The sequence below is a fragment of the Brevundimonas lutea genome, assembly GCF_003704105.1.
In the GTDB taxonomy this organism is placed as follows: domain Bacteria; phylum Pseudomonadota; class Alphaproteobacteria; order Caulobacterales; family Caulobacteraceae; genus Brevundimonas; species Brevundimonas lutea.
Window position 1 is genome coordinate 54,595 of sequence record NZ_QUOQ01000002.1, and the last position, 25,601, is coordinate 80,195.

General features: G+C 66.8%; 31 protein-coding genes and 1 tRNA gene. 19 read left to right on the top strand and 13 right to left on the bottom strand.

Features of this window, described 5'->3' with window-relative positions; genetic code table 11:
• Positions 1–170 precede the first annotated feature (170 nt).
• Together EES48_RS00290 and EES48_RS00295 are read right to left on the bottom strand one after the other, a co-directional pair.
• Positions 171–629: a MaoC family dehydratase gene (locus EES48_RS00290; protein ID WP_122464394.1), complete on the bottom strand. Its 459-nt coding sequence runs from the start codon at positions 627–629 to the stop codon at positions 171–173.
• 11 nt (positions 630–640) lie between these two features.
• The gene (locus EES48_RS00295) at positions 641–1,384 is read right to left on the bottom strand and encodes an alpha/beta hydrolase family protein (RefSeq protein WP_122464395.1); all 744 of its coding nucleotides are present in this window, start codon (positions 1,382–1,384) and stop codon (positions 641–643) included.
• Between the two features lie 101 nt (positions 1,385–1,485).
• On the opposite strand from EES48_RS00295, the gene EES48_RS00300 reads away from it, so the two are divergent.
• The 6 genes from EES48_RS00300 to EES48_RS00325 all read left to right on the top strand — a co-directional run bounded on the left by EES48_RS00300 (position 1,486) and on the right by EES48_RS00325 (position 4,392).
• Complete coding sequence (locus EES48_RS00300; RefSeq protein ID WP_122464396.1) at positions 1,486–1,923, top strand: hypothetical protein; 438 nt, start codon at positions 1,486–1,488, stop codon at positions 1,921–1,923.
• Positions 1,920–2,369 carry a hypothetical protein gene (locus EES48_RS00305; RefSeq protein WP_162997938.1) on the top strand — a complete coding sequence of 150 codons (450 nt, stop codon included), beginning with the start codon at positions 1,920–1,922 and terminating at the stop codon, positions 2,367–2,369. The genes EES48_RS00300 and EES48_RS00305 overlap by 4 nt, the downstream gene beginning before the upstream one ends.
• Positions 2,366–2,557, top strand: a complete 192-nt coding sequence (locus tag EES48_RS00310; RefSeq protein WP_122464398.1) for a helix-turn-helix transcriptional regulator — start codon at positions 2,366–2,368, stop codon at positions 2,555–2,557. Before EES48_RS00305 ends, EES48_RS00310 begins: the two co-directional genes overlap by 4 nt.
• 11 nt (positions 2,558–2,568) lie before the next feature.
• The gene (locus EES48_RS00315; RefSeq protein ID WP_122464399.1) at positions 2,569–3,240 is read left to right on the top strand and encodes a hypothetical protein; all 672 of its coding nucleotides are present in this window, start codon (positions 2,569–2,571) and stop codon (positions 3,238–3,240) included.
• Between the two features lie 44 nt (positions 3,241–3,284).
• Entirely contained in the window at positions 3,285–4,244 is a 960-nt protein-coding gene (locus EES48_RS00320) for a TraB/GumN family protein (RefSeq protein WP_122464400.1), read from the top strand.
• 73 nt (positions 4,245–4,317) lie between these two features.
• Positions 4,318–4,392: transfer RNA gene (locus EES48_RS00325), tRNA-Gly, on the top strand.
• A gap of 4 nt (positions 4,393–4,396) precedes the next feature.
• Here the strand turns inward: EES48_RS00325 and EES48_RS00330 are convergent.
• Both EES48_RS00330 and EES48_RS00335 read right to left on the bottom strand, forming a co-directional pair.
• On the bottom strand, positions 4,397–6,727 hold the full coding sequence (locus EES48_RS00330) for a hypothetical protein (RefSeq protein WP_122464401.1): 2,331 nt from the start codon (positions 6,725–6,727) through the stop codon (positions 4,397–4,399).
• Positions 6,724–7,197: a hypothetical protein gene (locus tag EES48_RS00335; protein ID WP_122464402.1), complete on the bottom strand. Its 474-nt coding sequence runs from the start codon at positions 7,195–7,197 to the stop codon at positions 6,724–6,726. The genes EES48_RS00330 and EES48_RS00335 overlap by 4 nt, the downstream gene beginning before the upstream one ends.
• Before the next feature lie 91 nt (positions 7,198–7,288).
• On the opposite strand from EES48_RS00335, the gene EES48_RS00340 reads away from it, so the two are divergent.
• Genes EES48_RS00340 through EES48_RS00370 form a run of 7 tightly spaced genes read left to right on the top strand, consistent with a single transcriptional unit; the run spans position 7,289 to position 13,210 of the window.
• Positions 7,289–7,768, top strand: coding sequence for a GNAT family N-acetyltransferase (locus EES48_RS00340; RefSeq protein ID WP_122464403.1), 480 nt, complete (start codon positions 7,289–7,291; stop codon positions 7,766–7,768).
• Positions 7,765–9,261 (top strand): AMP-binding protein, encoded by a 1,497-nt coding sequence (locus tag EES48_RS00345; RefSeq protein WP_122464404.1) that lies wholly within the window; start codon positions 7,765–7,767, stop codon positions 9,259–9,261. Before EES48_RS00340 ends, EES48_RS00345 begins: the two co-directional genes overlap by 4 nt.
• Before the next feature lie 25 nt (positions 9,262–9,286).
• Positions 9,287–10,207, top strand: a complete 921-nt coding sequence (locus EES48_RS00350; protein WP_162997939.1) for a polysaccharide deacetylase family protein — start codon at positions 9,287–9,289, stop codon at positions 10,205–10,207.
• The gene (locus EES48_RS00355; protein ID WP_122464406.1) at positions 10,204–10,452 is read left to right on the top strand and encodes a hypothetical protein; all 249 of its coding nucleotides are present in this window, start codon (positions 10,204–10,206) and stop codon (positions 10,450–10,452) included. Before EES48_RS00350 ends, EES48_RS00355 begins: the two co-directional genes overlap by 4 nt.
• The gene (locus EES48_RS00360) at positions 10,449–11,318 is read left to right on the top strand and encodes a class I SAM-dependent methyltransferase (protein WP_122464407.1); all 870 of its coding nucleotides are present in this window, start codon (positions 10,449–10,451) and stop codon (positions 11,316–11,318) included. Before EES48_RS00355 ends, EES48_RS00360 begins: the two co-directional genes overlap by 4 nt.
• A complete protein-coding gene (locus EES48_RS00365) occupies positions 11,315–12,388 on the top strand; it encodes a hypothetical protein (protein ID WP_122464408.1) in 1,074 nt (357 codons plus the stop codon). The genes EES48_RS00360 and EES48_RS00365 overlap by 4 nt, the downstream gene beginning before the upstream one ends.
• A gap of 3 nt (positions 12,389–12,391) precedes the next feature.
• Entirely contained in the window at positions 12,392–13,210 is an 819-nt protein-coding gene (locus EES48_RS00370) for a sulfotransferase (protein WP_122464409.1), read from the top strand.
• Between the two features lie 18 nt (positions 13,211–13,228).
• Here the strand turns inward: EES48_RS00370 and EES48_RS00375 are convergent, their stop codons facing one another.
• The 6 genes from EES48_RS00375 to rpmH form a co-directional block, all read right to left on the bottom strand.
• Positions 13,229–13,795: a fasciclin domain-containing protein gene (locus tag EES48_RS00375; RefSeq protein WP_122464410.1), complete on the bottom strand. Its 567-nt coding sequence runs from the start codon at positions 13,793–13,795 to the stop codon at positions 13,229–13,231.
• Positions 13,796–13,806: 11 nt separating this feature from the next.
• Positions 13,807–14,829 (bottom strand): hypothetical protein, encoded by a 1,023-nt coding sequence (locus tag EES48_RS00380; RefSeq protein WP_122464411.1) that lies wholly within the window; start codon positions 14,827–14,829, stop codon positions 13,807–13,809.
• A 102-nt stretch (positions 14,830–14,931) separates the two neighbouring features.
• A complete protein-coding gene (yihA, locus tag EES48_RS00385) occupies positions 14,932–15,576 on the bottom strand; it encodes a ribosome biogenesis GTP-binding protein YihA/YsxC (protein ID WP_122464412.1) in 645 nt (214 codons plus the stop codon).
• A gap of 20 nt (positions 15,577–15,596) precedes the next feature.
• On the bottom strand, positions 15,597–17,393 hold the full coding sequence (gene yidC, locus EES48_RS00390) for a membrane protein insertase YidC (protein ID WP_122464413.1): 1,797 nt from the start codon (positions 17,391–17,393) through the stop codon (positions 15,597–15,599).
• 6 nt (positions 17,394–17,399) lie between these two features.
• A complete protein-coding gene (locus EES48_RS00395; RefSeq protein ID WP_122464414.1) occupies positions 17,400–17,810 on the bottom strand; it encodes a ribonuclease P protein component in 411 nt (136 codons plus the stop codon).
• A 35-nt stretch (positions 17,811–17,845) separates the two neighbouring features.
• Positions 17,846–17,980, bottom strand: coding sequence for a 50S ribosomal protein L34 (rpmH, locus tag EES48_RS00400; RefSeq protein ID WP_122465063.1), 135 nt, complete (start codon positions 17,978–17,980; stop codon positions 17,846–17,848).
• A gap of 112 nt (positions 17,981–18,092) precedes the next feature.
• Here rpmH and EES48_RS00405 point away from each other — a divergent pair, with 112 nt between their 5' ends.
• Complete coding sequence (locus EES48_RS00405) at positions 18,093–18,815, top strand: TVP38/TMEM64 family protein (protein ID WP_122464415.1); 723 nt, start codon at positions 18,093–18,095, stop codon at positions 18,813–18,815.
• Entirely contained in the window at positions 18,812–20,314 is a 1,503-nt protein-coding gene (locus tag EES48_RS00410) for a sensor histidine kinase (protein ID WP_240623164.1), read from the top strand. Before EES48_RS00405 ends, EES48_RS00410 begins: the two co-directional genes overlap by 4 nt.
• Positions 20,315–20,354: 40 nt before the next feature.
• Here the strand turns inward: EES48_RS00410 and EES48_RS14685 are convergent, their stop codons facing one another.
• Positions 20,355–20,717: a hypothetical protein gene (locus tag EES48_RS14685; RefSeq protein WP_162997941.1), complete on the bottom strand. Its 363-nt coding sequence runs from the start codon at positions 20,715–20,717 to the stop codon at positions 20,355–20,357.
• A gap of 25 nt (positions 20,718–20,742) precedes the next feature.
• Here EES48_RS14685 and EES48_RS14690 point away from each other — a divergent pair, with 25 nt between their 5' ends.
• The 4 genes from EES48_RS14690 (at position 20,743) to ypfJ (ending at position 23,904) form a co-directional block, all read left to right on the top strand.
• Positions 20,743–20,994 (top strand): YccF domain-containing protein, encoded by a 252-nt coding sequence (locus EES48_RS14690; RefSeq protein ID WP_162997942.1) that lies wholly within the window; start codon positions 20,743–20,745, stop codon positions 20,992–20,994.
• A 68-nt stretch (positions 20,995–21,062) separates the two neighbouring features.
• On the top strand, positions 21,063–21,815 hold the full coding sequence (locus EES48_RS00425) for a HesA/MoeB/ThiF family protein (protein ID WP_122464418.1): 753 nt from the start codon (positions 21,063–21,065) through the stop codon (positions 21,813–21,815).
• 51 nt (positions 21,816–21,866) lie between these two features.
• On the top strand, positions 21,867–22,946 hold the full coding sequence (locus tag EES48_RS00430) for a site-specific DNA-methyltransferase (protein ID WP_122464419.1): 1,080 nt from the start codon (positions 21,867–21,869) through the stop codon (positions 22,944–22,946).
• 133 nt (positions 22,947–23,079) lie between these two features.
• Complete coding sequence (gene ypfJ / locus EES48_RS00435; protein ID WP_122464420.1) at positions 23,080–23,904, top strand: KPN_02809 family neutral zinc metallopeptidase; 825 nt, start codon at positions 23,080–23,082, stop codon at positions 23,902–23,904.
• Here ypfJ and EES48_RS00440 read toward each other — a convergent pair.
• Together EES48_RS00440 and EES48_RS00445 are read right to left on the bottom strand one after the other, a co-directional pair.
• Positions 23,865–24,734: a glutaminyl-peptide cyclotransferase gene (locus EES48_RS00440; protein WP_240623165.1), complete on the bottom strand. Its 870-nt coding sequence runs from the start codon at positions 24,732–24,734 to the stop codon at positions 23,865–23,867. The two genes, ypfJ and EES48_RS00440, sit on opposite strands and share 40 nt — an antisense overlap.
• Positions 24,735–24,737: 3 nt before the next feature.
• Entirely contained in the window at positions 24,738–25,568 is an 831-nt protein-coding gene (locus EES48_RS00445; RefSeq protein WP_122464421.1) for a TerC family protein, read from the bottom strand.
• Positions 25,569–25,601: the final 33 nt, after the last annotated feature.

Below are 25,601 nucleotides of genomic sequence, written 5' to 3' on the forward strand. Positions count from 1 at the left end.
CGCGCGCACGGCCGCCCCAGAGTGGGACGCATCTACGTGGACGCCAGCTAACGAGTGGGCACTCCTTTAAGCGCGACTCGCCTCCGATGGGCGACAGATTCGTGACAGAGATATGACTTCCCGGGAGTCGTTGCTGCGTTGCAACACCGGCGTTGCCCGAGCATGGGGTCTCAGGCCGGCGCGACCATCTGCATCGCCAGCCATTCCGCGACCAGAGCCGGCTTCGGTTCGCCTTCGATTTCCACGGTCAGGGTGTGCTTCAGCAGCCACCGCCCCGCGCCCTTGTCCTCAGCCGACATCAGGACGAAGCGGCCGCGAACGCGCGCGCCGGAGGGAACGGGCGTCAGGAAGCGGACCCGGTCCAGGCCGTAGTTGAGGCCCATCATGACCCCATCCAGCGGGCGCACGGCGTCATAGCTCATGGCCGAGGCCAGGCTGAGGGTCAGGAACCCGTGCGCCACGGTCCCACCGAGCGGTGTCTGGGCCGCCAGCTTCGGATCGGTGTGGATGAACTGCCGATCCTCGGTGACCTCGGCGAAGGCGTCGATCCGCGCCTGGTCCAGGGTGAACCAGCGGCTGACCCCGACCTCCTGGCCGATGAGAGCGGGCAGTTCGGCGACGGTGGGCATGGACGAAACTCCTAGAGGGCACGCAGACGATCGACGGCGGCGATCAGGCGATCGAGGTCTTGAGGCCGGGAAAGGCGGTGGTCGCCATCCTCGATCAACTCCAGGGTGACGTCGGCGCCCTCGATCAGATCGACCGTACGCAGCGCATGACGCCACGGCACGCTGTCGTCCAGCCGGCCCTGGAGAATATGGATCGCTCCGGCGGCGCGGATGGGCGCGTCGAGGATGAGGCGATCGCGCGCCTCCTCGAACATCCGGCGGGTCAGGACATAGTCGCCCAAGCCCTTCTCCGAGATCATCGCCTCGCCGTCCCGCAGGATGGCCTGGCGCGTGTGGTCCTCCAGCGAGGGCCACATCAGCCGCTCGGTGAAGTCGGCCGCCGGGGCGATCAGCACGGTGGCGGCGATCCGCTCCGGCCTCATGGTCTGCAACAGAAGGGCCAGCCATCCTCCCAGAGACGAGCCGACCGGCAGCACCGGCCCCTCGATGGCGTCGATCATGGCGGCCGCGTCCTCGGCCCAGCGACCAATGGTGGCCTGGCGCCAGTCGCCCGAGGAGGCGCCATGGGCGAAGTGGTCGAACCGGACATAGGCCCAGCCGCGCTCGGCCGCCGCCTGGTCCAGCGCCAAGGCCTTGGTCCCCTCCATGTCGGATCGAAATCCCCCGATCCACAAAACGGTGGGGCCTGTTCCCTCCCGCCGATGATAGGCCAGGGTTTCGCCGTCGGGCCGGCGGAGGCGTTGGAGTTCGGTCATGGGCTCTGGCTATCGAACCAGTCTTTCCGCCACAAGCGAGTTGACAAGCCTGCTTGTCCCTGTGACAACTATCCTTGTCATTTAGACAAGGATAAGCGTCAGTGAGTGATCCCAAACCCTATCGAGCGCCCGGCTTCCGATCATTCCTGGCGGTGATGGGCCTCAGCCTCTTGTTGGGCCTGATCATGGGCCTTGGTTCGATCTTCCTTCAGGACACCGCGCTGGGCGATGCGGGCGCCGCGCTGGTCATGGCCAGCGTCGGCATGGTCGGGATCATCGCCATCGTGCTTCTGTGGTGGCGTCGCGTCGATGAAGCCGCCCGTGAGGCGCACAAGTGGGCCTGGTGGTGGGGCGGCAGTCCCGGCATGGCCGTGGGCGGTATCGGCGTCATGGCGCTGATCAACGGCGATTGGGCTGACGCCTGGCTGGCCGGGTTCGAACCTGACGCCCTGGTCGCTCTCGGCGTCGGCTTCGTCCTGATCGTGCAGATCCTCGGCTACACCCTGGCCTGGCTCTGGTGGTGGGCGGTGCGTCGATGAAAGCAGCCGACAAAATCCGCACCGAGGATCGTCCGACCCTCGGCTGGGGCGTGTTCGCCCTCAAGATGGCGATCGGCCTGGGGTGGATGGCGGCCATCGGGCCGGCCGCGCTGCTCGCCGAGAACGACAGCCTGATGATCCGGCTGATCGGCGCGGCCCTGATCGGTGTGCCGCCGTTTCTGTGGATGGCTTATCTGGCGCGTCAGGCCCGGGTCGATGAGCTGGAGGCGCGATTGGCCCTCTCGATGCTGGCCCAGGGATGCTGGTGGGCGCTGGCCTATGGCGCGATGATGTATGGCTTCTACGTCGCCGTGCTGCGCGAGCCCGCGCCCGGCTTCTTTCTGGCCTTGCTGCCCGCGGGCGCCTTCTTCTTTGGGGAGGTCATGGCTCAGGTGGCGCGCTGGAGCCTATCGCGCGCTTCCGGACCGCGAGACCCCCGACCGTGAACAATCGACTGAAAGTGCTGCGCGCCGAGCGCGACTGGAGCCAGGCGCACTTGGCCGAGCAGCTCGGCGTCTCGCGCCAGACCATAAATGCGCTGGAGACCGGTCGCTATGACCCGTCCCTGCCGCTCGCCTTCAAGATCGCCAAACTGTTCGCCCTGCCGATCGAAGCCATCTTCATCTCGGACTGACGGAGCCCGCCATGATGACCACGTCCCGTGACGACCCCAAGGCCCGGCCCATCGCCAGATTCCTGACCAGCCTTCTGCTGTGCGCCGGCGCGGGCGGGGTGGTGGGGGCGGCCTTCGCCATCTTCGGGCCGGAGCTGCCAGCGATCGACCGGCTGCTGGACGGGGACCGGATGGCCTGGCCCGACGCCGTGGCTCTGTTCACCGCCGTCATGCTGACGGTCGGGGGCTTGGCCATGGCGGCGGCCACGCTGAACAAGCGATGGCTGGGCATGTCCCTGGGCTACCGCGATCCCGTGCGACCTCGCGAAGTGACCGAGATGCGCCTGCAGTGTATGGTCATTGCGCTGAGCGGCGTGCTGCTGGCGGCTCCGCTGGTGGCCGAGACCAACGGCTTCGGCGGGCCGGGGGCCTTCATCGCCATCGCCCTGGGCTTCGCGATCCATTCGGCGTTGAACTGGCGAATCTATCGCACTTCCGACGAGCTGACCCGCGCCATGGTGCGCGAGACCGGGGCGATGATGTTCTTCTTCGGCGGCGCGCCGCTGTTTCTCTACGCCGGCGCAGAGCGCATGGGCCTGGTCCCCACCCTGTCGGCCTGGACGCTCTATAGCCTAGTCATGGCCGCCTATCTGGTCGTGGTCCTCATCGTCGCCGCCCGGCGCGGCGCCCTCACGCCTGACTGACCGACCGTCGCTTTCTCTACCAACCTGTTTTTCCGGAGTTTTCCATGACTTTCTCACATCCCCTCAAGTCCGTCGCCGCCCGCGCCGCTCGCCTGGCCGTCGGAACCGCGCTGGGATCCGCTCTCGCCCTGTCCTGGGCCACGGCGCCGGTCGCGGCCCAAGAGGCGCCGGCCGTCGCCGCGCCGGCTACGGCGACCACCGCCGATCCCGCCCTGTGGGTCGTGCGCGACGCCGACTCCACCATCTATCTGTTCGGCACGGTTCACCTGCTGCGCCCCGAGGTCGACTGGCGCTCGGACAAGGTGGACGCCGCCCTGGCGGCCTCGGACGAGCTGTGGCTGGAGATCGCCGACGTCGATGACCAGGCCGCCGCCATGCCGTTGATTCAGCGCTATGGTCTGGCCCCCGCGGATCAGCCGCTGTCTTCGACCCTGACCGAGGAAGACCGCGCCAAGCTGGACGCCGCCGCCGGAGCCATCGGCGCCTCCGCCGCCGCCATGGAGCCGTTCCGCCCCTGGCTGGCCGCGCTGCAGGTCAGCGTCGCCGCCATCGTGCGCGCCGGCTACGATCCGGAATCCGGCGTCGACCCCAAGATCAAGGCCGCCGCCGTCGCCGCCGGCAAGCCGGTCAAGGGACTGGAGACGATGGAGCAGCAGTTCGGCTTCTTCGCCAATCTGCCGCTCGAGACCCAGGTCGAGTTCCTGCGTCAGGCGCTGGACGGTTACGAAGACGCACCCACCGAACTGGACCAGATGGTCGACGCCTGGGTGCGCGGCGACATCGACGCCATCGACCAGATCATCGTCGAGGACATGAAGGTCGAGTGGGGCGACGTCTATGAGGTGCTGCTGGTCGACCGCAACGCCGACTGGACCGGCCAGATCCAGGAGATGTTGGAAGGCTCAGGCACGGCCTTTATCGCCGTGGGCGCAGCCCACCTGGCCGGCGACGACAGCGTCCAGGCCATGCTTCAGCAGCAGGGCGTGACCGTCGAGCGGCAATAAGTGTCGTGGAGGGGGAGGCTCGCGCCGATGCGGGCTTCCCTTCCATGTCGCTCACGGCGATAACGGCGCCGATGCGGCCGTAGTTCAGAGGTAGAACGTCAGCTTCCCAAGCTGAATGTCGCGGGTTCGATTCCCGCCGGCCGCTCCAGCCTTTAACGTGGCTGGGTGGGCCACCATCGCCGCCACCAGGACGTGGCGGCTGGCTCGGGGGGAGGTCGCCAGGCCGTCACGACATCTTCCGCGAAGTCGATCAGACGCATGGCCCCATCCCGGTGGAGCAAGGCGGGATTGGACTCAAAATAAGCACGTCGGCTCTCGGCGAGAGACTGTCGCAGCGCGGCGTCCGCGATCAGCTGATTGACCATTTCGACCGCTTGGTCGGCCGATATGGCGTTGAGCGCATAGGGCGTCTCGTTGAACCGCGGATCAATGTCGGCTTCTAGGTAAGGGCAGCGAACCACCGCGCGATCGGACATGGCTGCTTCCAGGCCCATGTTGCTGGTCCGGGTCAACAGAAGGTCGGCTCCGGCGATGACCTCGGCAGGCGTGCCCTCCGTGTTCACGCGCAGCCGGCCGGTCACGCTGGTGGATGCGAGATCGTGATAGCGCCTGATGCTATCGGCCGGCTCTCTCGGATGAGGCTTTATGGTGATGGTCACCGCCTGAGGCAGCGATGCGTCCAGCCCGGCGATGATGTCCACCAGCGCGGTGACCTGAAGGTCGCTGCCGGGCTGGGTTGCGACCGCTATCCGGCGGACAGCCTCGCCAGACCCGCAGTCCGGCGCGTTGAGCGCGCTACCGCTTTGCGCCGCCAGATAGCCGACCGGAACGAACCGCTCGGGCGGCGTGCGCCAGAATCGGGCGCAGAACTCGACCTGCTGGGTATCGACCACCGCAAAATGGGTCGCCCCGGAGCTCAGTTGACGGACGGAATTGGCGACCGTGTAGAGAAAGGTGTCGATCGACGGCACGCCACGTTCGCGAAGCGCGGCGAAAATCGAGGAATACATGCCCGACCGCCCTGGGGCCGCGACGCAGTACGGCAGGCGATGGCTGTCAGCCAGCCTGTTCACCAGGTCGATGCCGAAGCCAAAGGCGATGAGCGGACCGATGACGCCCCGGTGACTGGCGATGGCCAATGGGAGCAGGCGGCCGATGGCGTCGTCGGCCGATCGATGGGCCGCCATCAGCGATCCGATCACCCGAGACTTGGCCACGGCCTGAGCGATACGGTCCGGCGCGACGTCCTCGAAATAGGCGACTGCGGCGGTGTGGGGCCCGCCTCCATGGCGCTTGGGGAACTGCGACAGGAACGTCTCCGAAGCCGGGTTGCGCGCCCTTAGCAAGAGGATGACCGGACGTCTGGACAGGGTTGCGTCCAGCACCGCATCCAATGCGCGCTCGTAATCGGGATTCCCGATCGCCCAGAGAATCAGGGCGGGCGCGGGCTCCCGCTGGGTGTTCAGGAGGCGCGCGCGCGCCGTCATCGCCGCGCGTGACCGGCGGATAGAGTCGAGGGTGCGCTGGATCTGCGCCGCAGCGGGCCAGAACGGCAGATCGAACCGTCGGGGCGCAGCCTGGTGTCGGAACCCGATGAAACATGGCTTGTAATCAGCCAAGGCCAGGCCGGCGAGAGCCCGAAACCGTTCGCTGGCCCCCAGCACGACGACCGCGTCAAAGGTTTCCAGCGCCAGCTTCTCTCGGGCCCGGTAAAAGGTCCAGTATTCCGCCCGCAGCACATCGACGGCGTGCAAGGCCACGGCGTCCACGGAGTGCCGTCTCGCGCCCTCTCCGACGATCCCGTCCATGAGCCTACGCGCGCCGGTGAACAGTTCGCCGTGAAAACGGGACGCAGCGGCGGTGTACCAGTAGGCGGCGGTCAGGCTCTCGATCTGGCGCACGCGCGGATCGGCTCCGGCCGTGACGCGGCCGCCGGCCGAGATCACGGTCAGTTCGGTCTCCCCGGGAATGCTGCTCAGGCTGTCGACGGTCCGCGATGACGGCTCGGCCAGCACCAGAACGCGGCCTCGGAGATCCGTTGCGTCGTTTACATTCGAACGTTTGCCTACGCCATCGGCCAGCAAGGGCGTCAGCCGGTCGATCAGCCACACGGCGCATGCGTCGGCGACGGTCGCGCCAATTACGCCCGGCCTGGAAAGGAATGCCCCGAAAAGTCGCACGGCCTCGCCGAAATCCTGCGCGGACATGGCGGCCACCGCGCGCACGAAGTCGATTTCCGGGTTCTGTCCCTCTGGACCTTCGCCGGTCAGGTCGACCGCCTGGGTCTGAAGCACAAAGCGTCGGATCAGGGCGCGATTGCAGCCGCGTTGGACGAGATGCGGCGCCAGGATGGCTGCGTTTCGTGGCGTCGCGCGTACGCCGCCGCGTGCGAAACGGCTGAACAGCACCGCTCCAGCGCGATATCGCAGATCGGGCCGCCGCGCGATGCGTTCGAGGCGCGCCGCAGCGAACGCCGGGGTCATGACGCCGCCGAGGAACGCGCGGCCAGCGACTTGACGAACCGATTGTACTGAACCTGCAATCCCATGGCTTCGATCGCGCCAGCGGGCGCTAGCGCCAGCTGGGGCGCATCCAGCCAAGCGACATCGGCGACCGTCTTGAGCCATGTGAAGCTCGCCTCGATCGCGGCGGCGACCACGGTCTGATCCCAGGTCTCTCTCCACGCCAGATTCTCGATGACGCCAAGACGTCGAACCGCGATGTGGGGGGCCAACAGCGTGACCGAAGCGTCCGCCACCGCCAGCAGCTCTTCATCGACTACGGCGTGGACCGCGCGCAGCCGAGGATGGGCCTTGGCGGCCTGGTCGGCCCAGGCGCTTCCATCAACGGGCAGAGACAGCGGATTGACCCGAGATGGCTGGTAGCTGCCTTCGATCAGGCGGCCAGCGGCCGACCAGTATGCCGAACCCTTCTCCAGCCGAACGATCCGCACGCAATGGCCTCCGTGACGATGCGACCCGCCTGCTCGCTCGGGTTGCTCCCGGTCCGGGGTCAGTATAGCCAAAGCCGCGAAAGGTGAAGCGATGCGCCTGATCGATCCCGACGACTCCTGGACCGGCTGGAGCGCCCTGGCGCGCCTCTTCGACGTGCAGTACGCGGAGTTCCTGGCTCAGGGGTATGCGCTGCCGATCCGATCGGACGCCGGGCTCCACTGGGCCGAGGAGATGCGTCGGCTGGATCGTTCGACGCGCTTTTTTCGCGTCGCCCTGGACGAGCGCGAAAAGATCGTCGGCTTTGCGGAAGCCTCGGTGGCCCGTGCGCCGGCGTGGAAGGGTGGCGACATGATCGGGCGTCTGCGCCACATCTGGGTCGCGCCTGAGAAGCGGAGAGGCGAGGTCGGCGCCAAGCTTATGGCGGCGTCGATGGACTGGCTGAACCAGCACGCTGCAGTGATTTCACACGAGGTTATCGCCTCGAATGCGGCGGCGAACCGGTTCTGGGAACGCCAGGAGATGACCCTTCAGAACAGGATCTACGAGCGCGTGTTCGTCGGCGCGTCATGACCTCGGGCCCGGTGGATCTCGGCGCGAGGCTGTTCAGCGCCGCCCGACGGTATGGAGAACGGATCGCCGTACGATCCGGTCCAGTCGACCTGACGTACGACGAGCTGCTTGGCCGTGCTGGAGGGGTGGCGTCGAACCTCCGCGGCGCAGAAGGCGATTACGTCGGCGTTCTGACCCAGCGCGGCGTCGATGGATACATCGCCATCCACGGCACTGTGCTGGCGGGCAAGGCCTGGGCGCCGCTCAATCCCGCGCTGCCGGACGATCGGCTCGCGGCCATAATCGAGGCGGCGGGGCTGACGACTGTTGTCTGCGACGACGCCTGCTCGGCCATCGCCGATCGACTGGCCGATCGCGCGACGCGACTGACGGTCGTGCGTGTCGACGGGGGGCGTTCCGATCCTGTTTCGCCGCCCCGCAGATCAGCGTCCGACCCAGCCTATCTGTTGTTCACCTCAGGCAGCACGGGCGCGCCAAAGGGGGTGTCGGTCTCTCACGGCAACCTCGCCGCCTATCTGGACGACACGGTCGCGACCTACGCCTTCCGTCCCGACGATGTTCACTCCCAGACCTTCGAGTTCAGCTTCGACCTGAGCGTTCACGACATGATGTGCGCCTGGTCCACGGGCGGCGCGCTCGCGCACATGCCGGCAACGGGCGCCTTCGCCGCTGGGCGGTTCATCGTTGGGTCCGGGATCACCTGCTGGTTCAGCGTTCCCTCGCTCGCCATTCTGATGCAGCGCACGAAGGCCCTGACCCCGGGCGCGTTTCCAAACCTGCGCACTTCGCTGTTCTGCGGCGAGGCGTTGCCGGCTTCGGTGGCTGCGGCCTGGCATGAAGCGGCCCCGAAATCGCGCGTCGACAACCTCTACGGCCCGACCGAGGCGACCATCGCCATCTCCCGCCACACGGTTGACGGCAGCAAGGCGGACGATGGGATCGTGCCGATCGGCAGGGCCTTCTCGGGTCAGACCTTGGCTCTGATCGATGCTGAGGCCCGGCTGATCGAAGGCGAGGGCCAGGGAGAACTGGTGCTGGGCGGCAGCCAACTGACGGGCCGGTATTTTCAAAACCCCGAGGAAACCGAGCGCCGATATTTCGAAGCCGAGGGATCGCAGCGGTATCGGACGGGTGACCTGGCCCGTCGGGATGGAAACGGCGTTTTCCACTTCCTCGGCCGCATGGATTCCCAGATCAAGTTCAACGGCTTCCGCATCGAACTCGGTGATATCGAGCATGCGGGGCGACGCGTTAGCGGCTCGGACGAACTGGTCGCTATTGCGCGCAGAGACGCAGACGGCGTCGTCACTGGTCTGGCGTTGGTCATCGCCGGCCCGCAGAAATCGGCTGCTGAGATTCGGGAGGGATTGGCGGCGCTTCTGCCGCGCTACATGGTGCCGGCGACGGTGAAACTGGTTGACGTCATCCCCAAGAATCTCAATGGGAAGTTCGATCGCGCGGCCGCGTCCGCCCTGCTCGAGAGCGAACGGTGAGGTTCCGGTGACAACCCCCAGTCCGATGTTGCACCACTTCACCGGAGAAGCGCATCCCTATATTCAGGGAGCGCTTACCGCCGATGATTTGCGCCGTTTTCTGGATCGGCTCGGCGCCTTCCGCATCCTGACAGCTCACGCCTATGCGGCCGCCGCCCGAGACGGGTCGTTGCAGCCAGGTGAAATCTGTCTGACCTTCGACGACGCGCTTAAGAGCCAGATCGACATCGCCGCGCCGGTGCTGGCCGAACGGGGGCTGACGGCCTTCTTCTTCGTCTACTCCCAGCCGTTCGTGGCGCCTTCACCGGTCAGCTTCGAAGTCCAGCGCTACTTCCGTAACCGACATTTCGAGACCCCGGAGCAGTTTTATCCGGAGTTCTACGAAACCGCTCGCAAGGCGGGGCTGTCGGCAGCCGTGGACAGAGCGCTGACAACGGAAGAGGCTCAGTCCTGGCTGGCGGAGTACAGCTTCTACAGCGAGGGCGACCGGCGATTTCGCTTCTTCCGCGACCAGTTGGTGACGCCCGAGGTCTATGCCGAGTTGATGATCGAAATGCTGGCTGCTCATTCGGTCGACGTCGCGGCCTTGGCTCGGGAAATCTGGATGACTGACGAAGATCTGCGAACCCTCGCTGACGCAGGACACTGCGTCGGGTTGCATTCATACTCGCATCCCACCACCCTGGGCAGCCTGCCGCCCGGTGTGCAGGAGGAGGAGTACCGGGCCAATGCCCGTCACCTGACTGAAATTCTCGGCGCTCGTCCGACCGTTATGTCTCATCCCAGCAATTCGTATAGCGCACGCACGCTGGAAATTCTCAAAGACCTCGGTGTTACGGTCGGCTTTCGATCGAACGCGACGATGACGCATCCATCGAAGCTGGAACTGCCGCGGCTGGATCACCTCGAGTTCAGCGCCAAGACAGGAGCCGCGTACGCCGCATGACGCTCGACGAGTTCGCCGAAGGTTGCCGCGCCTTCTTGCTGGAGCAGGAGATCGTCGGCACCGAAACCGCGGCCCTGATCGGATTGGACAACGACCTGCTGGCAGGCGGCGTTCTCGACAGTTTCGGCCTGCTGAATCTCGTTATGTATGCCGAGGACGTGTCCGGCACGCCGATCGATGTCACCGAACTTGAAATTCAGGACTTCAGCAGCGTCCGGGCGCTTCACGCCCTGGTGTCGCGGTGAGCGGGGACGCGCTCGACCGCCTGTTGCCGACCCCCGAGGACAGAGCCCGCGCGAGCCTGTCGCCGTCGGAGAACGCCGACACCATCGCGACGATCGCCGCCGGTGTGCTTGCTCTGATCGACGGCCATCTTGAAGAGGCGATGGCCGATTTTCGCTGGATGCAGACCCGTTTTCTTGCCGCGGAGATGCAGTTCAGGCGATCAGGCTCCTACAAGCAGACTGACCCCGGCGATCTGCACAGCGGCATCTATGCGCCCGACGAGATGCGCCGTTACATGACCGGCCTTCTGATGTCGCAGGTGCTCTGGCCACAGCATCGGCGGCTTCTTTCCTGGTATCTAGAGCGCTTCCTCCCCGACTGCGATCCTGAAGGCGGCTATCTGGAGATCGGCCCTGGCCATGGATTGACGCTGGCGCTCAGCGCCAAACGGATGGGGCTGACGAGCGCGCATGGCTGGGACGTCAGCGAGACCAGTCTGGCCATGTCTCGCCAGGCCCTTTCGGCCCTTTCACCGGTGACACGGTTTTGTCCGGCGTTGCGAGATGTGTGCGAGCCACCTCGGGCGGACGATCCGCAAGTCGCCACGGCGGTGCTGGGACAGGTGCTGGAGGTGGTGCCTTCGCCCGAAGCGGCCATGCGCAGCCTGGCTGAACTCGTTCGCCCCGGCGGCAGGCTGTTTCTGAACTGTCCGATCGAAGCGGCGGCGCCCGATCATGTGCGGCGATGGACCCACAGCGATCAGATCGACCACCTGCTCAAACAGAGCGGATTTCGCATACTGCAGACGGAATCCGTCGGTGTGGGCCGGAGCGATGGTCCATCTCTCTACGCCGTGATCGCCGAACGCGCCGCCGAGACGGCATGACGCCGACGCTCTGTGGTCCCGAAGAGGTCGACGAACTTATCGACTTCATCGCCTCGACCTGGGGACCGAGCCACGTGCTGGCGCGCAGCCGGCCCCTGCTGGCTTGGCAATTCGATGGGGCTCGCCTGAAGGGCGCCCAGCCGTCCGACCTGGGAGTGCTGCTGCTGCGCGACGAGGCTCGCCGCATCGTCGCTATGCAGGGGCTGATCGGCGCGCGCGTGGTGCGGGCCGAAGAGACCTTCGATGGGGCCTGGCTTTGCAACTTGATGGCGGCTGAAGGCGCGAGGGCGGCCGGCGCGGGCATGACCATGCTGAAGGCTGTCACCGATCTGGGGCTGGACGTGCTGATGACGGCCGGCATCAATCCGGCCCTGTACCGCGTCTATCCCGCGATGGGGTTCATGGTTCGGCCCCAGATGGGCCGTTGGGTCTGGCTGTCTCGCAGTCGCGCGAACTCTCCCATCATCTCCGCATTCGTAGGGGAGGATGACCGCGCCCGCCCGGCGCAGTCGGCTGATGATTGCGAAAACGTCGATGGGCCGTTCGGTGAGCCTTGGGACCGCCTGTGGTCGACGCGCCCTTCAAACTATTTCGGCGTCGATCGCGACGCCGGCTACTTGAACTGGCGCTATGACAACCACCCGATTTTTGACTACCGCGCGCTGGTGGTTAGAGAAGGGGAGAAATGGCGCGGTCTGGCGATCTATCGGGTGGAGGACATTCTCCCCGACGGCGGGTCGGTGCTGAGGGTCGTGGAGCTTCACGGAGACGAACTGGCGATGGTCAGCCTGCTCCAGGCGTTCGCCCAGAAGGTGGAGAACGAGGGCCACCTCCTTGTCGATTTCGTCGGCGACCGTCCCGGGGGCGAAGCCTTCGCTAAGGCAGGCTGGCGGAGAGCAACGTCAGACCACCACCCCCCGCCCAACCTGTTCCAGCCTCTAGCGCCCGCCTATCGGCCACTGAACTCGGCCTACAAGACATTGACGCCGCGGTTGTCCCGAGCAGACCTCGCCAACCTTTCCGCACTGCGCGCCGATTCCGACCAGGATCGGCCGAATGCGATAGGGTAGGGCATGCCACCAGCCTCCCGCAGCCGGAAGACGACGATCTCCCCTGATCCAGATCCGTTCATCCTTGTCACGGGCCCGATGCGCTCGGGCACGACCCTGATGGGTGAACTCCTGTACTCGCGCGCCTATCGCGAGCCGCGTCACCCCCATCTCGCCTTCGACAATAACGAAGGCCGGACCGTGGCGGCGGTCGGGGCGGAAGGGGCGCCGGCGGCGCAAGATCTGGCGGCCATCCGCAGCGAAATTCTGACCTTGGCGCCCAGTCGCGACCCCAAGGTGCTGGGGGCCAAGGTCACGCACAGGGCATTGGCTCAGATCGAGGCGTTGGAAGCTATTTTTCCGAAGCTTGTCCTGGTGATCTGCGTTCGCGATCCTGTGGCCATCTACCGATCGCACCGCGCGAGACGGAGCTTGTCCGCGGCCGCGGCGTTACAGATTTGCCGGGCGATCAACGTGAATGAGGCGCTGATCACGGCGCGCACGGACGCTCTGATTGTGGAATACGACGAGCTGGTCCGGCGACCCGAACTGGCCATCAGGCGCGTGCTCGCGGCAGCGGGCCTCGATCCCGACCACTATGATTGGGCCAGCCTCCACCAGGGTCGTGTGGCGGCCAACTCATCCTTTTCGTCGGCCGGTGCAGCGCAATTCACCCTCGATCACGGCCTGCGCCGTACCCGTGCTCGTGGTCCTGTTTCGCGGCTCGAGCGAGCTCTCATAGAGACGGCCTGCGAGCCGACATTTCGGCGCCTGGATCTGCCGCTTACCTCGACGAAGGCGGAGCGGACTGGATTGCGCTCGCTGTTCCCGAGCGATCTCTAGCGCAGACGGCCTCGCTCCTTACCCCGCCCCCGGTGCGGTAGACGGCGCAAGCAGCAACCCTGAGACAGGCTGGATAACGCCATTTCTGGCCAAGGCTTCGTCACCCGACAAAGCCACCGCAGGTCCGTCTGGCCCCCTGACGACCAAGCGTTCGCCATCACGCGTAAACGTCAACACCGCGTCAGCCATGGTGCGCATCTTCGCGCCCTCTCCACCGGCACGGTCCACTGCGGCGGCGATGTCGGCTCGCGTCAGGGCTCCGGGCACGATGTGGGCGCGCAGCAGCTGAGCCGCCTGTGCTTTCAAGGCATCGTCCGTCATGTCGGCGTCGCCGCCGGCCGTGGCGAGCGCGTCGTCGGGTGGTGCGAAAAGGGTGTACGGCCCCGTCGCAGCCAGCGCTTCAGTCAGGCCCGTGCTTTCGATCATGGCCTCTAGCCGGGCATGACCCGGGTTTCGCTCCAGCACCGAAGCCAGACTCGCCTCAGCCGGTTGAGCGGAGCCGCTGTCATCGATGTCCGATCGACCGCAAGCCGCGACGGCAATGGCGCCGACAATCAGCGCTCCTCGGATCAGCATCCGCGACATGTCAGACCCCCTCAGGCCAGCAGTTGAATGGCTGTCTGGATCAATCGGGTGTTGGGATCGACCTGATAGACATAGCCGTCGTCGTAGCGGTACCAGCGGTCCGGACCGTCTCGATAGCGATCCCGGTATTGATACGGGACGTTGTAGACGTCGTAGCCTGTCGGCATTTGCTGCCCCACGGTCCAATCCTGGCCTGTAAGCAGGGCGGCGATGGTCTGGATCGCCTGGGTCTGCGGATCGACTCCGTAAACCACGCCGTCGCTGAACCGATAATCGTAGCTGTCACCGAGCCCGTAGTACCGTCCGTAATATTCCGGGACGGGCTGCCAGTCATATTGTCCCGGCCAGGCCGAGCCGATCGACAGGGCGCCCCCCAGAACCGGGATATAGCCGAGCAGAGAACCCTGAGGCGAATACCGGTAGAGATAGCCGTCGCCGTAGCGGTAGTCCCATTCGTCACGGTATGAACGCCAGACGTAGTCGTAGCGCGGTCGCTCGTAGCGGGTGCGCGCGATCTGGCGAAGCTGGCCGGGCGGCAGGCACCACTGGTTCTGCTTGGCGAGGCCGGGCGGGCATCCGTCGATCATGCGCCGATCCGGCTCGCGGCGAAGCCAGACCAGTCGCCGGCCGTCGTCCCGGTCATAGCGGCGGTCCCGACCGTCCCGGTCTCCGCGATCCCGATCGCCGCGATCCCGATCCGCCGTCTTGCCCGGCGGTCTCAGGGCCTCGCGCGCCCGTCGCTCGCCTTCCCTGTCCCGGCGCTCGGCCCACTTGCCGGCGTCGTTATCGCGGCCTCGAGCTTCCGGACGCTCGCGTCGCGGCTCCGCCCGTCCTCCGCGATCCTCGCGCTCCCGGTCCGGGCCGCGGGCCGACCTTTCGCCGCGGTCCCGGTCCGCGCCCTTCCCGGGCGGGCCCCGCTCCGCCCCGCCGCGATCGCGATCACGGCCCTTGCCTTCAGGCTGAGCCTGAACGAGTCCGGGAGCCGCCGCCATAAGGGCGACCGCGACACTTGCGAGCCAGATCGAACGACGCATCGTGAACCTCCGTATGCGAAGTGGCTGAAACGTCCCCACACCAACCCTCGTTCCGCGGATCGCCGGTCCGGTGTCGCTCGCGGTGTGGCGTCTCGCCCCACCTCAGTCGGCGAGCACGCCCGTCGCACGGGCGATCGCAGCCCTCAGCTCAGCGAGGCCGGTTCCCTTTTCGGATGACGTCACGGCGACCGCAGGGTAGGCGGCGGGCCGTTTGGCGATGGCCTTGAGTGTGGACTCGGCGGTGCGCTGGGCCTCGGCTGGCTTGATCTTGTCGGCCTTGGTCAAGACGATCTGATAACTGACGGCAGCGAGGTCGAGGGCGTCTAGAGCCTCCGCATCCACCGGTTTAAGACCGTGGCGAGCGTCGATCAGGAGGTAGACCCGCGACAGGGTGACCCGGCCGCGCAGGTAGTCGCGCCCCAGGTTCTGGAACTTCCTAACCTCGGTCTTTGACGCCTTGGCCCACCCGTAGCCGGGCAGGTCGACCAGGCGGATGCGGTCGTCCAGGGAGAAGAAATTCACCTCGCGCGTCCGCCCCGGTTCGGTCGAGGCGCGAGCCAAGGCCTTCATGCCCACAAGCCCGTTGATCAGGCTGGACTTGCCGACGTTCGACCGGCCCGCGAAGGCGACCTCGGGCCGGTCAGGCTCGGGAAGTTGCTCGATCTTGGCCGCGCCCATGACGAACTCGGCGCGGCGCGAGAACAGCACGCGGGCAGCTTCGATTTCCTCGTCGGTGAAGTCGTCCATGCCGCCCCCAATGCAACCCCTCAAGCCTTCCGGAAACGCGCCAGAAGGTTGTCGATCGGGTTATCCGCCTTGAAGCGGTGCATGATGAAATACTGCTGGATGATCGAGAGAATGTTGTTCCAGGTCCAGTAAATCAGCAGGCCCGCCGCGAACGGCGCCATGATGAAGGTGAACACGATCGGCATCAGGCCGAAGATCCGGCGCTGGACCGGATCCGGCGGCGGCGGGTTCATGGCCATCTGCAGCCACATGGTGAAACCGTAGACGATGGCCAGCACGCTGAGCGACAGGGTGAACCCGCCCATGCCCGTCGCCGACACGCCGATCAGGCCGCCGATCAGCGGGGTCTGGCCCGGGTCCCAGGGGATCAGGCCGAACAGGTTCCAGATGTTGGTGGGGTCGCGGGAGGACAGGTCGCGGATCCAGCCGAAGAAGGGCGCATGGCGCATCTCGATGGTGACGAACAGCACCTTGTACAGGGCGTAGAAGACCGGAATCTGAACCAGAATGGGCAGGCAGCCGGCCAGCGGATTGACCTTCTCCTTCTGGTACAGCCCCATCATTTCCTGCTGGAATTTGGCGGGGTCGTCTTTGTGCTTGGCCTTCAGCTCCTCCATCTTGGGCTGGAGCATCTTCATTTTCGACATGCTCTCGTAGCTCTTGTTGGCCAGCGGGAACATGATCAGCTTGATCACGACGGTCAGCAGCAGGATGGCCACGCCGAAATTGCCGACCAGGCCGTAGAAGAACTCCACGATCAGGAAGATCGGCCGGGTCAGGAACCAGAACATGCCCCAGTCGATGGCCAGGTCGAACTTAGGCACGCCCAGGCTGGATTCGTAGCCTCGAAGAATCTCGGCGCGCTTGGCGCCGGCGAACAGGCGCTGGGTTTCGACGATCTGGCGACCGGGCTGGATCGTCACCTCCTCGCTCATCACCTGCACCTGGTGCAGGTTGGCGCCGCCGACCTCATCGACGGTCAGACGCGCGTCGACCGCGTCGGTCTGGTCGGGAATGATGGCCGCCAGCCAGTATTTGTCGGTGATGCCCAGCCATCCGCCGGTCGAGGCGTAATCGATGCGCGGCTCCTTGACCCAGTCGCCGTACTTTTCCAGCTTCAGCCGGTCGCCCATCACTCCGATGGCGCCCTCGTGCAGGATGAACTGGCGTCCCAGGTCCTCGGGCACACCCTGCCGCTCGACCACGCCGTAGGGGGCCAGGGTCACCGGATCGGCCGACAGATTGGCCACGGTGTCCGCCACCGAGAACATATACTGGTCGTCGATCGAGATAACGCGGGTGAAGCGCAGGCCCGCCCCGTTGTCCCAGACCAGGGTGACGGGCGTCTGCGGCGTCAGGGTTTCGCCCGATGTCAGGGTCCAGTCGGTGTTGGGCCCCGGGACGCCGCCGGCGATATTCTGTCCCAGCCAACCGAACTGGGCGAAATAGGCGTGTTCGGTCCCCTGGGGCCGGAACAGCTCGACTGGCGTGTCGCTGTCCAGGGTTTCGTCGTAGCTGGTCAGGAACAGGTCATCGACGCGCGCGCCGCGCAGCGACAGCGATCCGCGCAGCGTCGGGGTTTCGATCGGCACGCGAGGTCCGGCGGCCTGGGCGGTTCGGCGGTCGGTGAAGACCGGGCCCTCGGGCCGCAGCACCGTGCCCTCGGCGGCCTTCTCCGCCGGGGTCGCGCCCTGCGCCTCCAGCATCGCCTCGCGGCGTTCGGCCTGGGGCTGGAGCACCAGCATCTGGTAGCCGATCAGGATCGCCACCGTGATCACGATGAAGAGGATCGTGTTGCGCGCGTTGTCTTGCTGCATTGGAGCTTAGCGGTCCGTGTCGGAGGGGGCGCGATCTTTCGCGGCGTGTGCCGCACCCGGAGAATGGAGCGCGCCGGCGAGCCTTGTAAGGGCGGAGCGTACGTCGTCAAGCAAACGGAGCCATTCGCGGTCGGCCGTCCCCTGGCGCGCCACCAACACATAGTCGCTGCCGGGCACGCCATGCTTGGGAATGAGGGTGCGCGCGGCCTCGCGCAGACGGCGCTTCGACCTGTTGCGGATCACGGCGCCGCCGACCTTGCGCGTCGCCGTGAAGCCGACGCCTATGGCCTGATCGCCATCCGCCCGGTCCAGGCGCTGGACCACGACGGCGCCATAGGCCTTTGAAACGCCTTTCGCGGCCGCCAGGAACTGGGGCCGCGATGTCAGGCGTCTGATTTTGACGATCTCGTCGGTCACAAGCCCTCGCAGAGGCGGGGCGAGCTGAAGCCCAATCAGGCGGTCAGCTTCTTGCGGCCCTTGGCGCGACGGCGCGCGACGATCTTCTGGCCATTCTTGGTGGCCATGCGCGCGCGGAAGCCGTGACGGCGCTTGCGCACGAGTCGGGACGGCTGGTAGGTCCGCTTCACGGTCGGCTCCAATACAAAAAGTGCGGCGGACAAGGCGGTCCGTCGCGGGAGGCGGGCGTATAGGTCGAAAGGTCGGCGTCTGTCAACGCCGCGCCTGCGTTCCTGGAGCGAGATGCGCAACTTCGGCCGGTTCATCCCCCTGATCGTGATCCTGGCGTTAGCCGGGCTGATTTTCGCCATGGGCTGGCACCGCTATCTCTCGCTCGACACCCTGAGGGAGCATGGCGGCGCGCTGCGGGAATTCGCGCGTGAGAACTATGCGCTCAGCCTGCTGGCCCTGGTTCTGATCTTCGCGCTGGCGACGGCCAGCGTGGTTCCCGGCGTCTTCTTCCTGACGATCACGGCCGGCTATCTCTTCGGGCCGTGGGTGGGCGGCGTGGCCACCGCCCTGGCGGCGACCCTCGGCGCCACCGTGATCTATTATGTGGCGCGCACCGCGCTGGGCGAGAGCCTGCGGAAGAAGGCGGAGGCCAACCAGGGCGGGATGCTGCAGAAGATATGCGAGGGCGTCGACCGCGACACCTTCTCCTATGTGCTGGCGGCGCGCCTGGTGGTCACCGTGCCCTTCCACCTGATCAACCTGGCGGCCGGGGTGATCTCCGCCCCCTTGCGGCCGTATCTCGGCGCTACATTTCTGGGGCTGTTGCCCGCCCACGTGATCTATTGCTGGATCGGGTCGGGCCTTTCGGAGGTGCTGGCCCGGGATGCCGATCCTGACCTCACATCGCTGATGCGTGAGTTCGCCCTGCCCCTGGCCGGCGTGGCGCTGCTGGCCATCGTGCTGCCCCTGGCCTTTCGCCTGTGGCGCAAGCGGCGCGGGGCGGCGCCGGCATGAGCGAGCGCGGTCTGGACACGCTGACGGACGCGGAGGACGCCGCCGGGCGGCGCGCGCCTTGGCTGGCCGGCGACCGGGTGAAGGACATGCGCCCGCGCCTGCGGCTGTCGCGGCCGCGCTTTCGATCCCCCGCCGGCCTGTCGACGCGTCTGTTGCTGCTAACCGGGGTTTTCGCGGTCGTGGTCGAGGCCCTGATCGTGGCGCCCTCGGCCGCCTCCTTCCATGAGCGCTGGCTGCTCGATCGGGTGCGAGTGGCCGAGGCGGCCTCCGTTGGGGTCGAGGCCCTGCCCTATTCCGAGGTCGAGGATGACACCGCCCGCCAGCTGCTCGAGATCGGCGGCGTCCAGGCCATCGCGGTCGGCGAACAGGGCGTGCGGCGGCTGCTGCTCGAGGCGCCGACGCTGAGCCGCGCGCCGGACTTCATCGACCTGAGGCAGTCGGACTGGGTGGCGCGCACCCTGGATCCGTGGCGCACGCTGCTGGGTCCCGACGACCGGTCGATCCGGGTCATGGCGCGGCCGCGGTATCGCTCCGGCGACTTCATCGAAGTGATCGCCCCGGTGCAGCCGCTGAAGGCCGAGCTGCGGGAATTCCTTTTGCAGAGCCTTTTGCTGTCGCTGCTGATCTCGGCCCTGGCCGGCACGGCGCTTTACGCGGCCCTTGCCTATCTGGTGCTGGCCCCAATGCGGCGGGTGACGGCTTCGATCGAGCGGTTCCGGGCCGAGCCCGAGGCGCCCTCGACCGTCGCCCCCTCGGGCCGCCGCGACGAGATCGGTCGGGTCGAGGAGGAGCTGGACCGGATGCAGGAAGAGGTGCGCGGCGCCCTGCGCTCGCGCGCCCGGCTGGTGGCGCTGGGCGAGGCGGTGGCCAAGATCAACCACGACCTCCGGAACATGCTGACGTCGGCCCAGCTTGCTTCTGAGCGATTGGCCGCATCGGCCGATCCCAATGTGGCCAAGGCCCTGCCGCGTCTCGAACGCGCCCTGAACCGCGCCGCCGCCCTGGCCCAGAACACCCTGGACTATGGCCGATCAGAAGAGCCGCCGCCGGTGCTGGCGCGCCTGCCCCTTGGGCCCGCCCTCAGCGCCGCGGCCGAGGACGCCGGGCTGGAGCGCGACGGGGTGCGGCTGGAGAAAAAGCTGCCGGCCCGCGCCACCATCCACGCCGATGCCGACCAGCTGCACCGCATCCTGGTCAATCTGATGAAGAACGCCCGCCAGGCCATCCAGGCCGATGTCCGCCGCCAGGGCAGGGGCGTGGTCCGGGTCACGGCCAAGACCTCGGACGACCGGCTGATCCTGCGCATCGCCGACGATGGGCCGGGCATCCCCGACCGCCTCGCCGAACGCCTGTTCCAGCCATTCGTCTCCGGTGGCGGCCAGGGCGCGGGCCTCGGCCTGACCATCTCCCGAGAATTGGCCGCCAACCACGGCGGCGTGCTCAACCTGATCGAGACGGGGCCGAGGGGCACGGTGTTCGAGCTGGCGTTGCCGGTTTAGGGAGGGGGAGCGGTGACTGTTTTCGACCCGTTGCGGACGTTCAGCGCCACTTCAAGATGATGGTGCCTGCGACAATCATCGCGATGCCTGCGCCCGCTCCAACCGCGAAGATGGCCAGCTCTTGCGCTGACAACGCCTGCCATTCGATCAGCGGACCGCGTCCACGCCTCCCGCCAATGAATGGATAGATGAAGGCCGCTGCTATGGGAGCGCCCAAGCCGACTAAAAAGTAGCCGCTCGCACGTCTGTGTTGGTCTTGACCATCACCCATGCGCCCCATCAAACCATCCCAAGCGGCCGACCACCACCCGCTTTCAATCAGGCATCGGCTCTCAAGTCCGCTTCCGACCCATAGCGGACGTTGCGCCGATGCAAGGTCCAAGGTCAGGATGTCGGTCGCCAACCCTGATAATGGGGCAGGAGGCGTGATGCGCTATCTCGGAGCGGCCATCGGCTTTTGCGTCATAACGGCGGCCTTCTGGACCGCGACCGTAATGGTCCTCGGTGCCTTGGTCATGGCTCATTGCGTCCTGAGCGACGCCCAGATCGACGCCGGCGAAACCTGCACCCAACTCGCCGACCTGTTTTTCTGGCCGACCCTGATAGTGGCAGTCCTCAGCTTCGTCGGCATCCAATGGCTCTTCGTACGCTGGGCTCTGTGTAGACGCACAGAGCGGTAGTTCCGCTTCCCACCCAGTGCGGAGATCCAAAGAGTCCGTTTCACGCCTCCACCTGCTAAACTCCTTCCGTGACCTTTTCCGATGACGAGATCGAGCGCTATGCCCGGCATCTGGTGCTGGCCGAGGTGGGCGGGCCGGGGCAGCAGCGGCTGAAGGCGGCGCGGGTGATGATCGTCGGCCTGGGCGGGGTCGGCGGGCCGGCGGCGCAGTATCTGGCGGCGGCGGGCGTGGGGCGGCTGACCCTGGTCGATCCGGACATCGTCAGCCTGTCGAACCTTCAGCGCCAGGTGCTGTTCGCTACCGCCGACGTCGGCCGACCCAAGGTCGAGGTGGGGGCCGAGCGGCTGGGCGCGCTCAATCCGCACGTCGAGATCGAGGCCGTGGCCCAGCCCTTCGAGGCCGTGGCGGATCGCGTGGGCGAGCATGACCTGGTGCTGGATGGGACCGACGACTTCGCCGTGCGCCATGCGGTCAACGCGGCCTGCGTGACGGCGGGCGTTCCCCTGGTGTCCGGCGCCCTGGGTCGATGGAGCGGCCAGGTGGCGGTGTTCGAGGGCCGACCCTGCTATCGCTGCCTCGTCCCAGAGGCGCCGACCGACGCGGAGACCTGCGCCCGCACCGGCGTCGTCGGCGCCATCGCCGGGGTGGTCGGGACGCTGGCGGCGCTGGAGGCCGTCAAGCGGATCACCGGCGCTGGCCAGCCTCTCAGCGGCCGGATGATGATCGTCGACGGCCTGTCCGGCGCGGCGCGGACGGTGGCGGTGGCGGCCGATCCCGACTGCCTGGTGTGCGGGCAGGGCGCTCTCTCAACCGCTCCTTAACCGCGATGATTCACCAATCGGGTCTCAAGCTTGGCGGGGCCTCGTGGCGTGATGACAGACCTGAAGACCGATGTGGTGTTGCGCGGCGACTGCGTGGAGACCCTGCGTGGACTGCCCGACCGGTCGGTCGATCTGATCTTCGCCGACCCGCCCTATAATCTGCAGCTGGGCGGAGACCTGACCCGGCCGGACAATTCCAGGGTCGACGCCGTCGACGACGACTGGGACAAGTTCGACAGCTTCGCCACGTACGACGCCTTCACGCGCGCCTGGCTCACGGAATGCCGCCGCGTGTTGAAGGACGAAGGCTCGATCTGGGTGATCGGCAGCTACCACAACGTCTTCAGGCTCGGTGTGGCGGTCCAGGACCTGGGGTTCTGGGTGCTGAACGACATCATCTGGCGCAAGTCCAATCCGATGCCGAACTTCAAGGGCACGCGCTTCACCAACGCGCACGAGACCCTGATCTGGGCGACCAAGAGCCGCGAGCAGAAGCGCTACACCTTCAACTACGACGCGCTGAAGGCCTTCAACGAAGACGTCCAGATGCGCTCGGACTGGACGCTGGCGCTGTGCACCGGCGAGGAGCGGCTGAAGGACGCCGACGGCCGCAAGGCCCACCCGACCCAGAAGCCCGAGGGGCTGCTGCACCGGGTGCTGCTGGCCGCCAGCCGACCGGGCGACGTCGTGCTGGACCCCTTCTTCGGCACGGGCACCACCGGGGCGGCGGCGCGCCGCCTGGGCCGCAAGTTCATCGGCATCGAACGCGACGAGACCTATGCCGCCCTGGCCGAGCGCCGCATCGCCGAGGTCATCCCGGCCTCGCCCGACGATCTCAAGGTGATGGGCTCCAAGAAGTCCGAGCCCAAGGTGCCGTTCGGCGCCCTGGTCGAGGCCGGGCTGCTGCGGCCCGGCGACAGCCTGTATTGCCCCAGGGGCGAGCGCGAGGCGCGGGTCCGGGCCGACGGTTCGCTGATCTCGGGCGACCTGACCGGCTCGATCCACAAGCTGGGCGCGCTGCTGGAGAACGCGCCGGCCTGCAACGGCTGGACCTACTGGCGCTTCAAATCCGACACCGGCCTGCGCTCCATCGACGCCCTGAGGGCCGAGGTGCGGGCGGGGATGCAGTGATCGTGAGTCGTGATTGGTGAGTCGTGAGTAGGACGCGCCCGCATTCACGATTCACGACTCACCACTCACGACCTTGCAGGCATCCCTTCCGCCCCCTGCGACGTTACGGCCTCGCTTTCTGGGAGGATCGGACATGCGGTGGCAGGGCGGACGGCGTGGTGGCGGGATTGAAGACCGGCGCGGGATGGGCGGCGGCGCGATGGCGGGGGGCGGCATCGGCGTCGCCATCCTGGGGCTGATCGGCTACTTCGTCTTCGGCATCGATCCCCAGACCACGACTCAGGTGGCGTCCAGTCTGGGCGGCGCGACCCAGCAGCAGGGCGAGGTCGGCACTCCCGAGGATCAGGCCGGCCAGTTCGTCGATGTGATCGGGACCAATGTCTCCGATGTCTGGACTCAGGCCATGCCCGGCTACCGTGCTCCGAACATCGTCCTCTACGAACAGGGCACCGGCACCCAGTGCGGCTACGGCCAGGCGGCGATGGGGCCGTTCTACTGCCCGGCCGATCAGACGGTCTATCTGGACCTCGGCTTCTGGCGACAGCTGCAGGAGCTGGGCGGGGGCGGGGATTTCGCCCAGGCCTATGTGATCGCCCACGAGATCGGCCACCACGTCCAGACCCTGAATGGGGCTTCGGGTCGGACCCGCCAGGCGCAGCAGAATGCGTCAAGCCAAGGCGAGGCCAATGCCGCCTCGGTGGCGCTGGAGCTGCAGGCCGACTGCTACGCCGGGGTCTGGGCCGCCAACGCCGCCGCCGTCTCGGGCGGCCAGGTGGCGCTGGAATCGGGCGACCTCGAGGAAGGCATGAACACCGCCGCCGCCATCGGCGACGACGCCCTGACCGGCGGGCGGGCCAGCCCGGAAAGCTTCACCCACGGCACGTCGGATCAGCGCGTCGCCTGGCTGCGTCGCGGCTATCAGTCCGGCGATCCGGCCGCCTGCGCCACGGGCGCCTGATCCACTACCCGGATATCAAAGAGCGCAGGCCAGTTCTTGCCGGTGACGAACAGGCGACGGCCCTCGGCGTCCCAGGCGATGCCGTTCAGCACGTCGTCCAGCGGATCGCGCTGATCCGGTGGCAGCAGGCCGGTCAGGTCGACCCAGGCCAGAACGCGGCCTGACTGAGGGTCGATGCGAGCGATGCGGTCGGTCTGCCAGACATTGGCCCAGACTTCGCCGGGGGCGGGCCCCGAGCCGTCGGGATCGATCCATTCCAGCTCGTTCAGATCGACCACGGGGCGACCGTCGTCGGTGACGGTGACCCGACCCGTCTCGGCCAGACTTTCGGGATCGAGAAAGCGCAGCTCGGCCGTGCCGTCGCTCATGATCAGGCGACGGCCGTCCTGGGTCAGGCCCCAGCCCTCGCCGGGGTAGGTGAAGCCGGTGATCGGGGCCAGGGTGTCGATGTCCCAGACAAAGCCGGTCTGACTGCGCCACGTCAGGCTGATCAGCCGGTCGCCCCAGTAGGTCAGGCCCTCGCCGAAATAGACGGTGGCGAGCTCGCGCCGCTCCAGCACCACGCCGTCCTCCAGCCGCACGCGGCGGATGGTCGATGGATACTGGCCTGTGGATTCGTAGAGCAGACCGTCGCGATAGATCAGGCCCTGGGTGAAGGCCGTGGGGTCATGCGGATAGCGCCGCACCACTTCATAGGTCTGAACCGGCGCGGGCCCCTCGGACGCGGGCGCCGCGGCGATCGGGCCGGCCGGGGCCATGCCCTGAGCCGAGGCGCAGCCGCCGACCGCAAGGCCGGCGACTACGATCAAGGCGGCCCAGGCGCGGGCCATGCGTCAGGCGGGTTCGTTGGCGGCTTCGGCCTCGGCGGCGCGCGCCTTCTGCTCGGCGGCGTCGGCCTGGGCTCGCAGGGTCGTCGCTTTCTGCCGCTTGGTCTCGGCCCGACGGCTCCACATGTTGAGGATCTCCACCCCCGCCGAGAAGGCCATGGCGGCGTAGATGTAGCCCTTGGGCACATAGGCGCCGAAGCCCTCGGCGATCAGCACCATGCCGATCATCAGCAGGAAGCCCAGGGCCAGCATGACCACGGTCGGGTTTTTGTCGATGAAATCGCCCAGCGGGTCGGCCGCCAGCAGCATGACGGTGATGGCCACGAGCACGGCGACGACCATGATCGGCAGGTGCTCGGTCATGCCGACGGCGGTCAGGATCGAGTCGATCGAGAACACCAGGTCGATCAGGATGATCTGGAAGATCGCAGCCCCAGCGTTGTTGATGACTACCGCCTTCTTGTCGAGAACGTCGTTGTCCGACGGGGTAGGATCGACCGAGTGGTGAATCTCCTTGGTCGCCTTCCACATCAGGAACAGGCCGCCGGCGATCAGGATCACGTCCTTCCACGAGAACTCGTTGCCCATGACCGTGAAGATGGGCGCGGTCAGGGTGACGATCCACGCGATGGTCGACAGCAGAACCAGGCGCATCACCAGCGCCAGTCCGATACCGATGCGGCGCACGCGCGAGCGGTGCTCGGGCGGCAGCTTGTTCGACAGGATCGAAATGAAGATCAGATTGTCGATGCCCAGCACCACTTCCATCACGATCAGGGTGATGAGGGCGGCCCAGGCGGCGGGGTCGGAGAGAAGAGGGATTATGCTGTCGAGCATCGTGGGTTCCTGCGCATAAGGCTGCGTCGGTAA

Coding starts and splice junctions, on each gene's coding strand:
- EES48_RS00330 (WP_122464401.1), bottom strand. CDS start 6,727: ATGACCCCGGCGTTCGCTGCGGCGCGCCTCGAACGCATCGCGCGGCGG.
- EES48_RS00380 (WP_122464411.1), bottom strand. CDS start 14,829: ATGCGTCGTTCGATCTGGCTCGCAAGTGTCGCGGTCGCCCTTATGGCG.
- EES48_RS00445 (WP_122464421.1), bottom strand. CDS start 25,568: ATGCTCGACAGCATAATCCCTCTTCTCTCCGACCCCGCCGCCTGGGCC.
- EES48_RS00295 (WP_122464395.1), bottom strand. CDS start 1,384: ATGACCGAACTCCAACGCCTCCGCCGGCCCGACGGCGAAACCCTGGCC.
- EES48_RS00355 (WP_122464406.1), top strand. CDS start 10,204: ATGACGCTCGACGAGTTCGCCGAAGGTTGCCGCGCCTTCTTGCTGGAG.
- EES48_RS00290 (WP_122464394.1), bottom strand. CDS start 629: ATGCCCACCGTCGCCGAACTGCCCGCTCTCATCGGCCAGGAGGTCGGG.
- EES48_RS00405 (WP_122464415.1), top strand. CDS start 18,093: ATGCGCAACTTCGGCCGGTTCATCCCCCTGATCGTGATCCTGGCGTTA.
- EES48_RS14690 (WP_162997942.1), top strand. CDS start 20,743: ATGCGCTATCTCGGAGCGGCCATCGGCTTTTGCGTCATAACGGCGGCC.
- EES48_RS00410 (WP_240623164.1), top strand. CDS start 18,812: ATGAGCGAGCGCGGTCTGGACACGCTGACGGACGCGGAGGACGCCGCC.
- EES48_RS00375 (WP_122464410.1), bottom strand. CDS start 13,795: ATGTCGCGGATGCTGATCCGAGGAGCGCTGATTGTCGGCGCCATTGCC.
- EES48_RS00430 (WP_122464419.1), top strand. CDS start 21,867: ATGACAGACCTGAAGACCGATGTGGTGTTGCGCGGCGACTGCGTGGAG.
- ypfJ (WP_122464420.1), top strand. CDS start 23,080: ATGCGGTGGCAGGGCGGACGGCGTGGTGGCGGGATTGAAGACCGGCGC.
- EES48_RS00350 (WP_162997939.1), top strand. CDS start 9,287: ATGTTGCACCACTTCACCGGAGAAGCGCATCCCTATATTCAGGGAGCG.
- EES48_RS00370 (WP_122464409.1), top strand. CDS start 12,392: ATGCCACCAGCCTCCCGCAGCCGGAAGACGACGATCTCCCCTGATCCA.
- yidC (WP_122464413.1), bottom strand. CDS start 17,393: ATGCAGCAAGACAACGCGCGCAACACGATCCTCTTCATCGTGATCACG.
- EES48_RS00305 (WP_162997938.1), top strand. CDS start 1,920: ATGAAAGCAGCCGACAAAATCCGCACCGAGGATCGTCCGACCCTCGGC.
- yihA (WP_122464412.1), bottom strand. CDS start 15,576: ATGGACGACTTCACCGACGAGGAAATCGAAGCTGCCCGCGTGCTGTTC.
- EES48_RS00340 (WP_122464403.1), top strand. CDS start 7,289: ATGCGCCTGATCGATCCCGACGACTCCTGGACCGGCTGGAGCGCCCTG.
- EES48_RS00365 (WP_122464408.1), top strand. CDS start 11,315: ATGACGCCGACGCTCTGTGGTCCCGAAGAGGTCGACGAACTTATCGAC.
- EES48_RS00320 (WP_122464400.1), top strand. CDS start 3,285: ATGACTTTCTCACATCCCCTCAAGTCCGTCGCCGCCCGCGCCGCTCGC.
- EES48_RS00440 (WP_240623165.1), bottom strand. CDS start 24,734: ATGGCCCGCGCCTGGGCCGCCTTGATCGTAGTCGCCGGCCTTGCGGTC.
- EES48_RS00315 (WP_122464399.1), top strand. CDS start 2,569: ATGATGACCACGTCCCGTGACGACCCCAAGGCCCGGCCCATCGCCAGA.
- EES48_RS00345 (WP_122464404.1), top strand. CDS start 7,765: ATGACCTCGGGCCCGGTGGATCTCGGCGCGAGGCTGTTCAGCGCCGCC.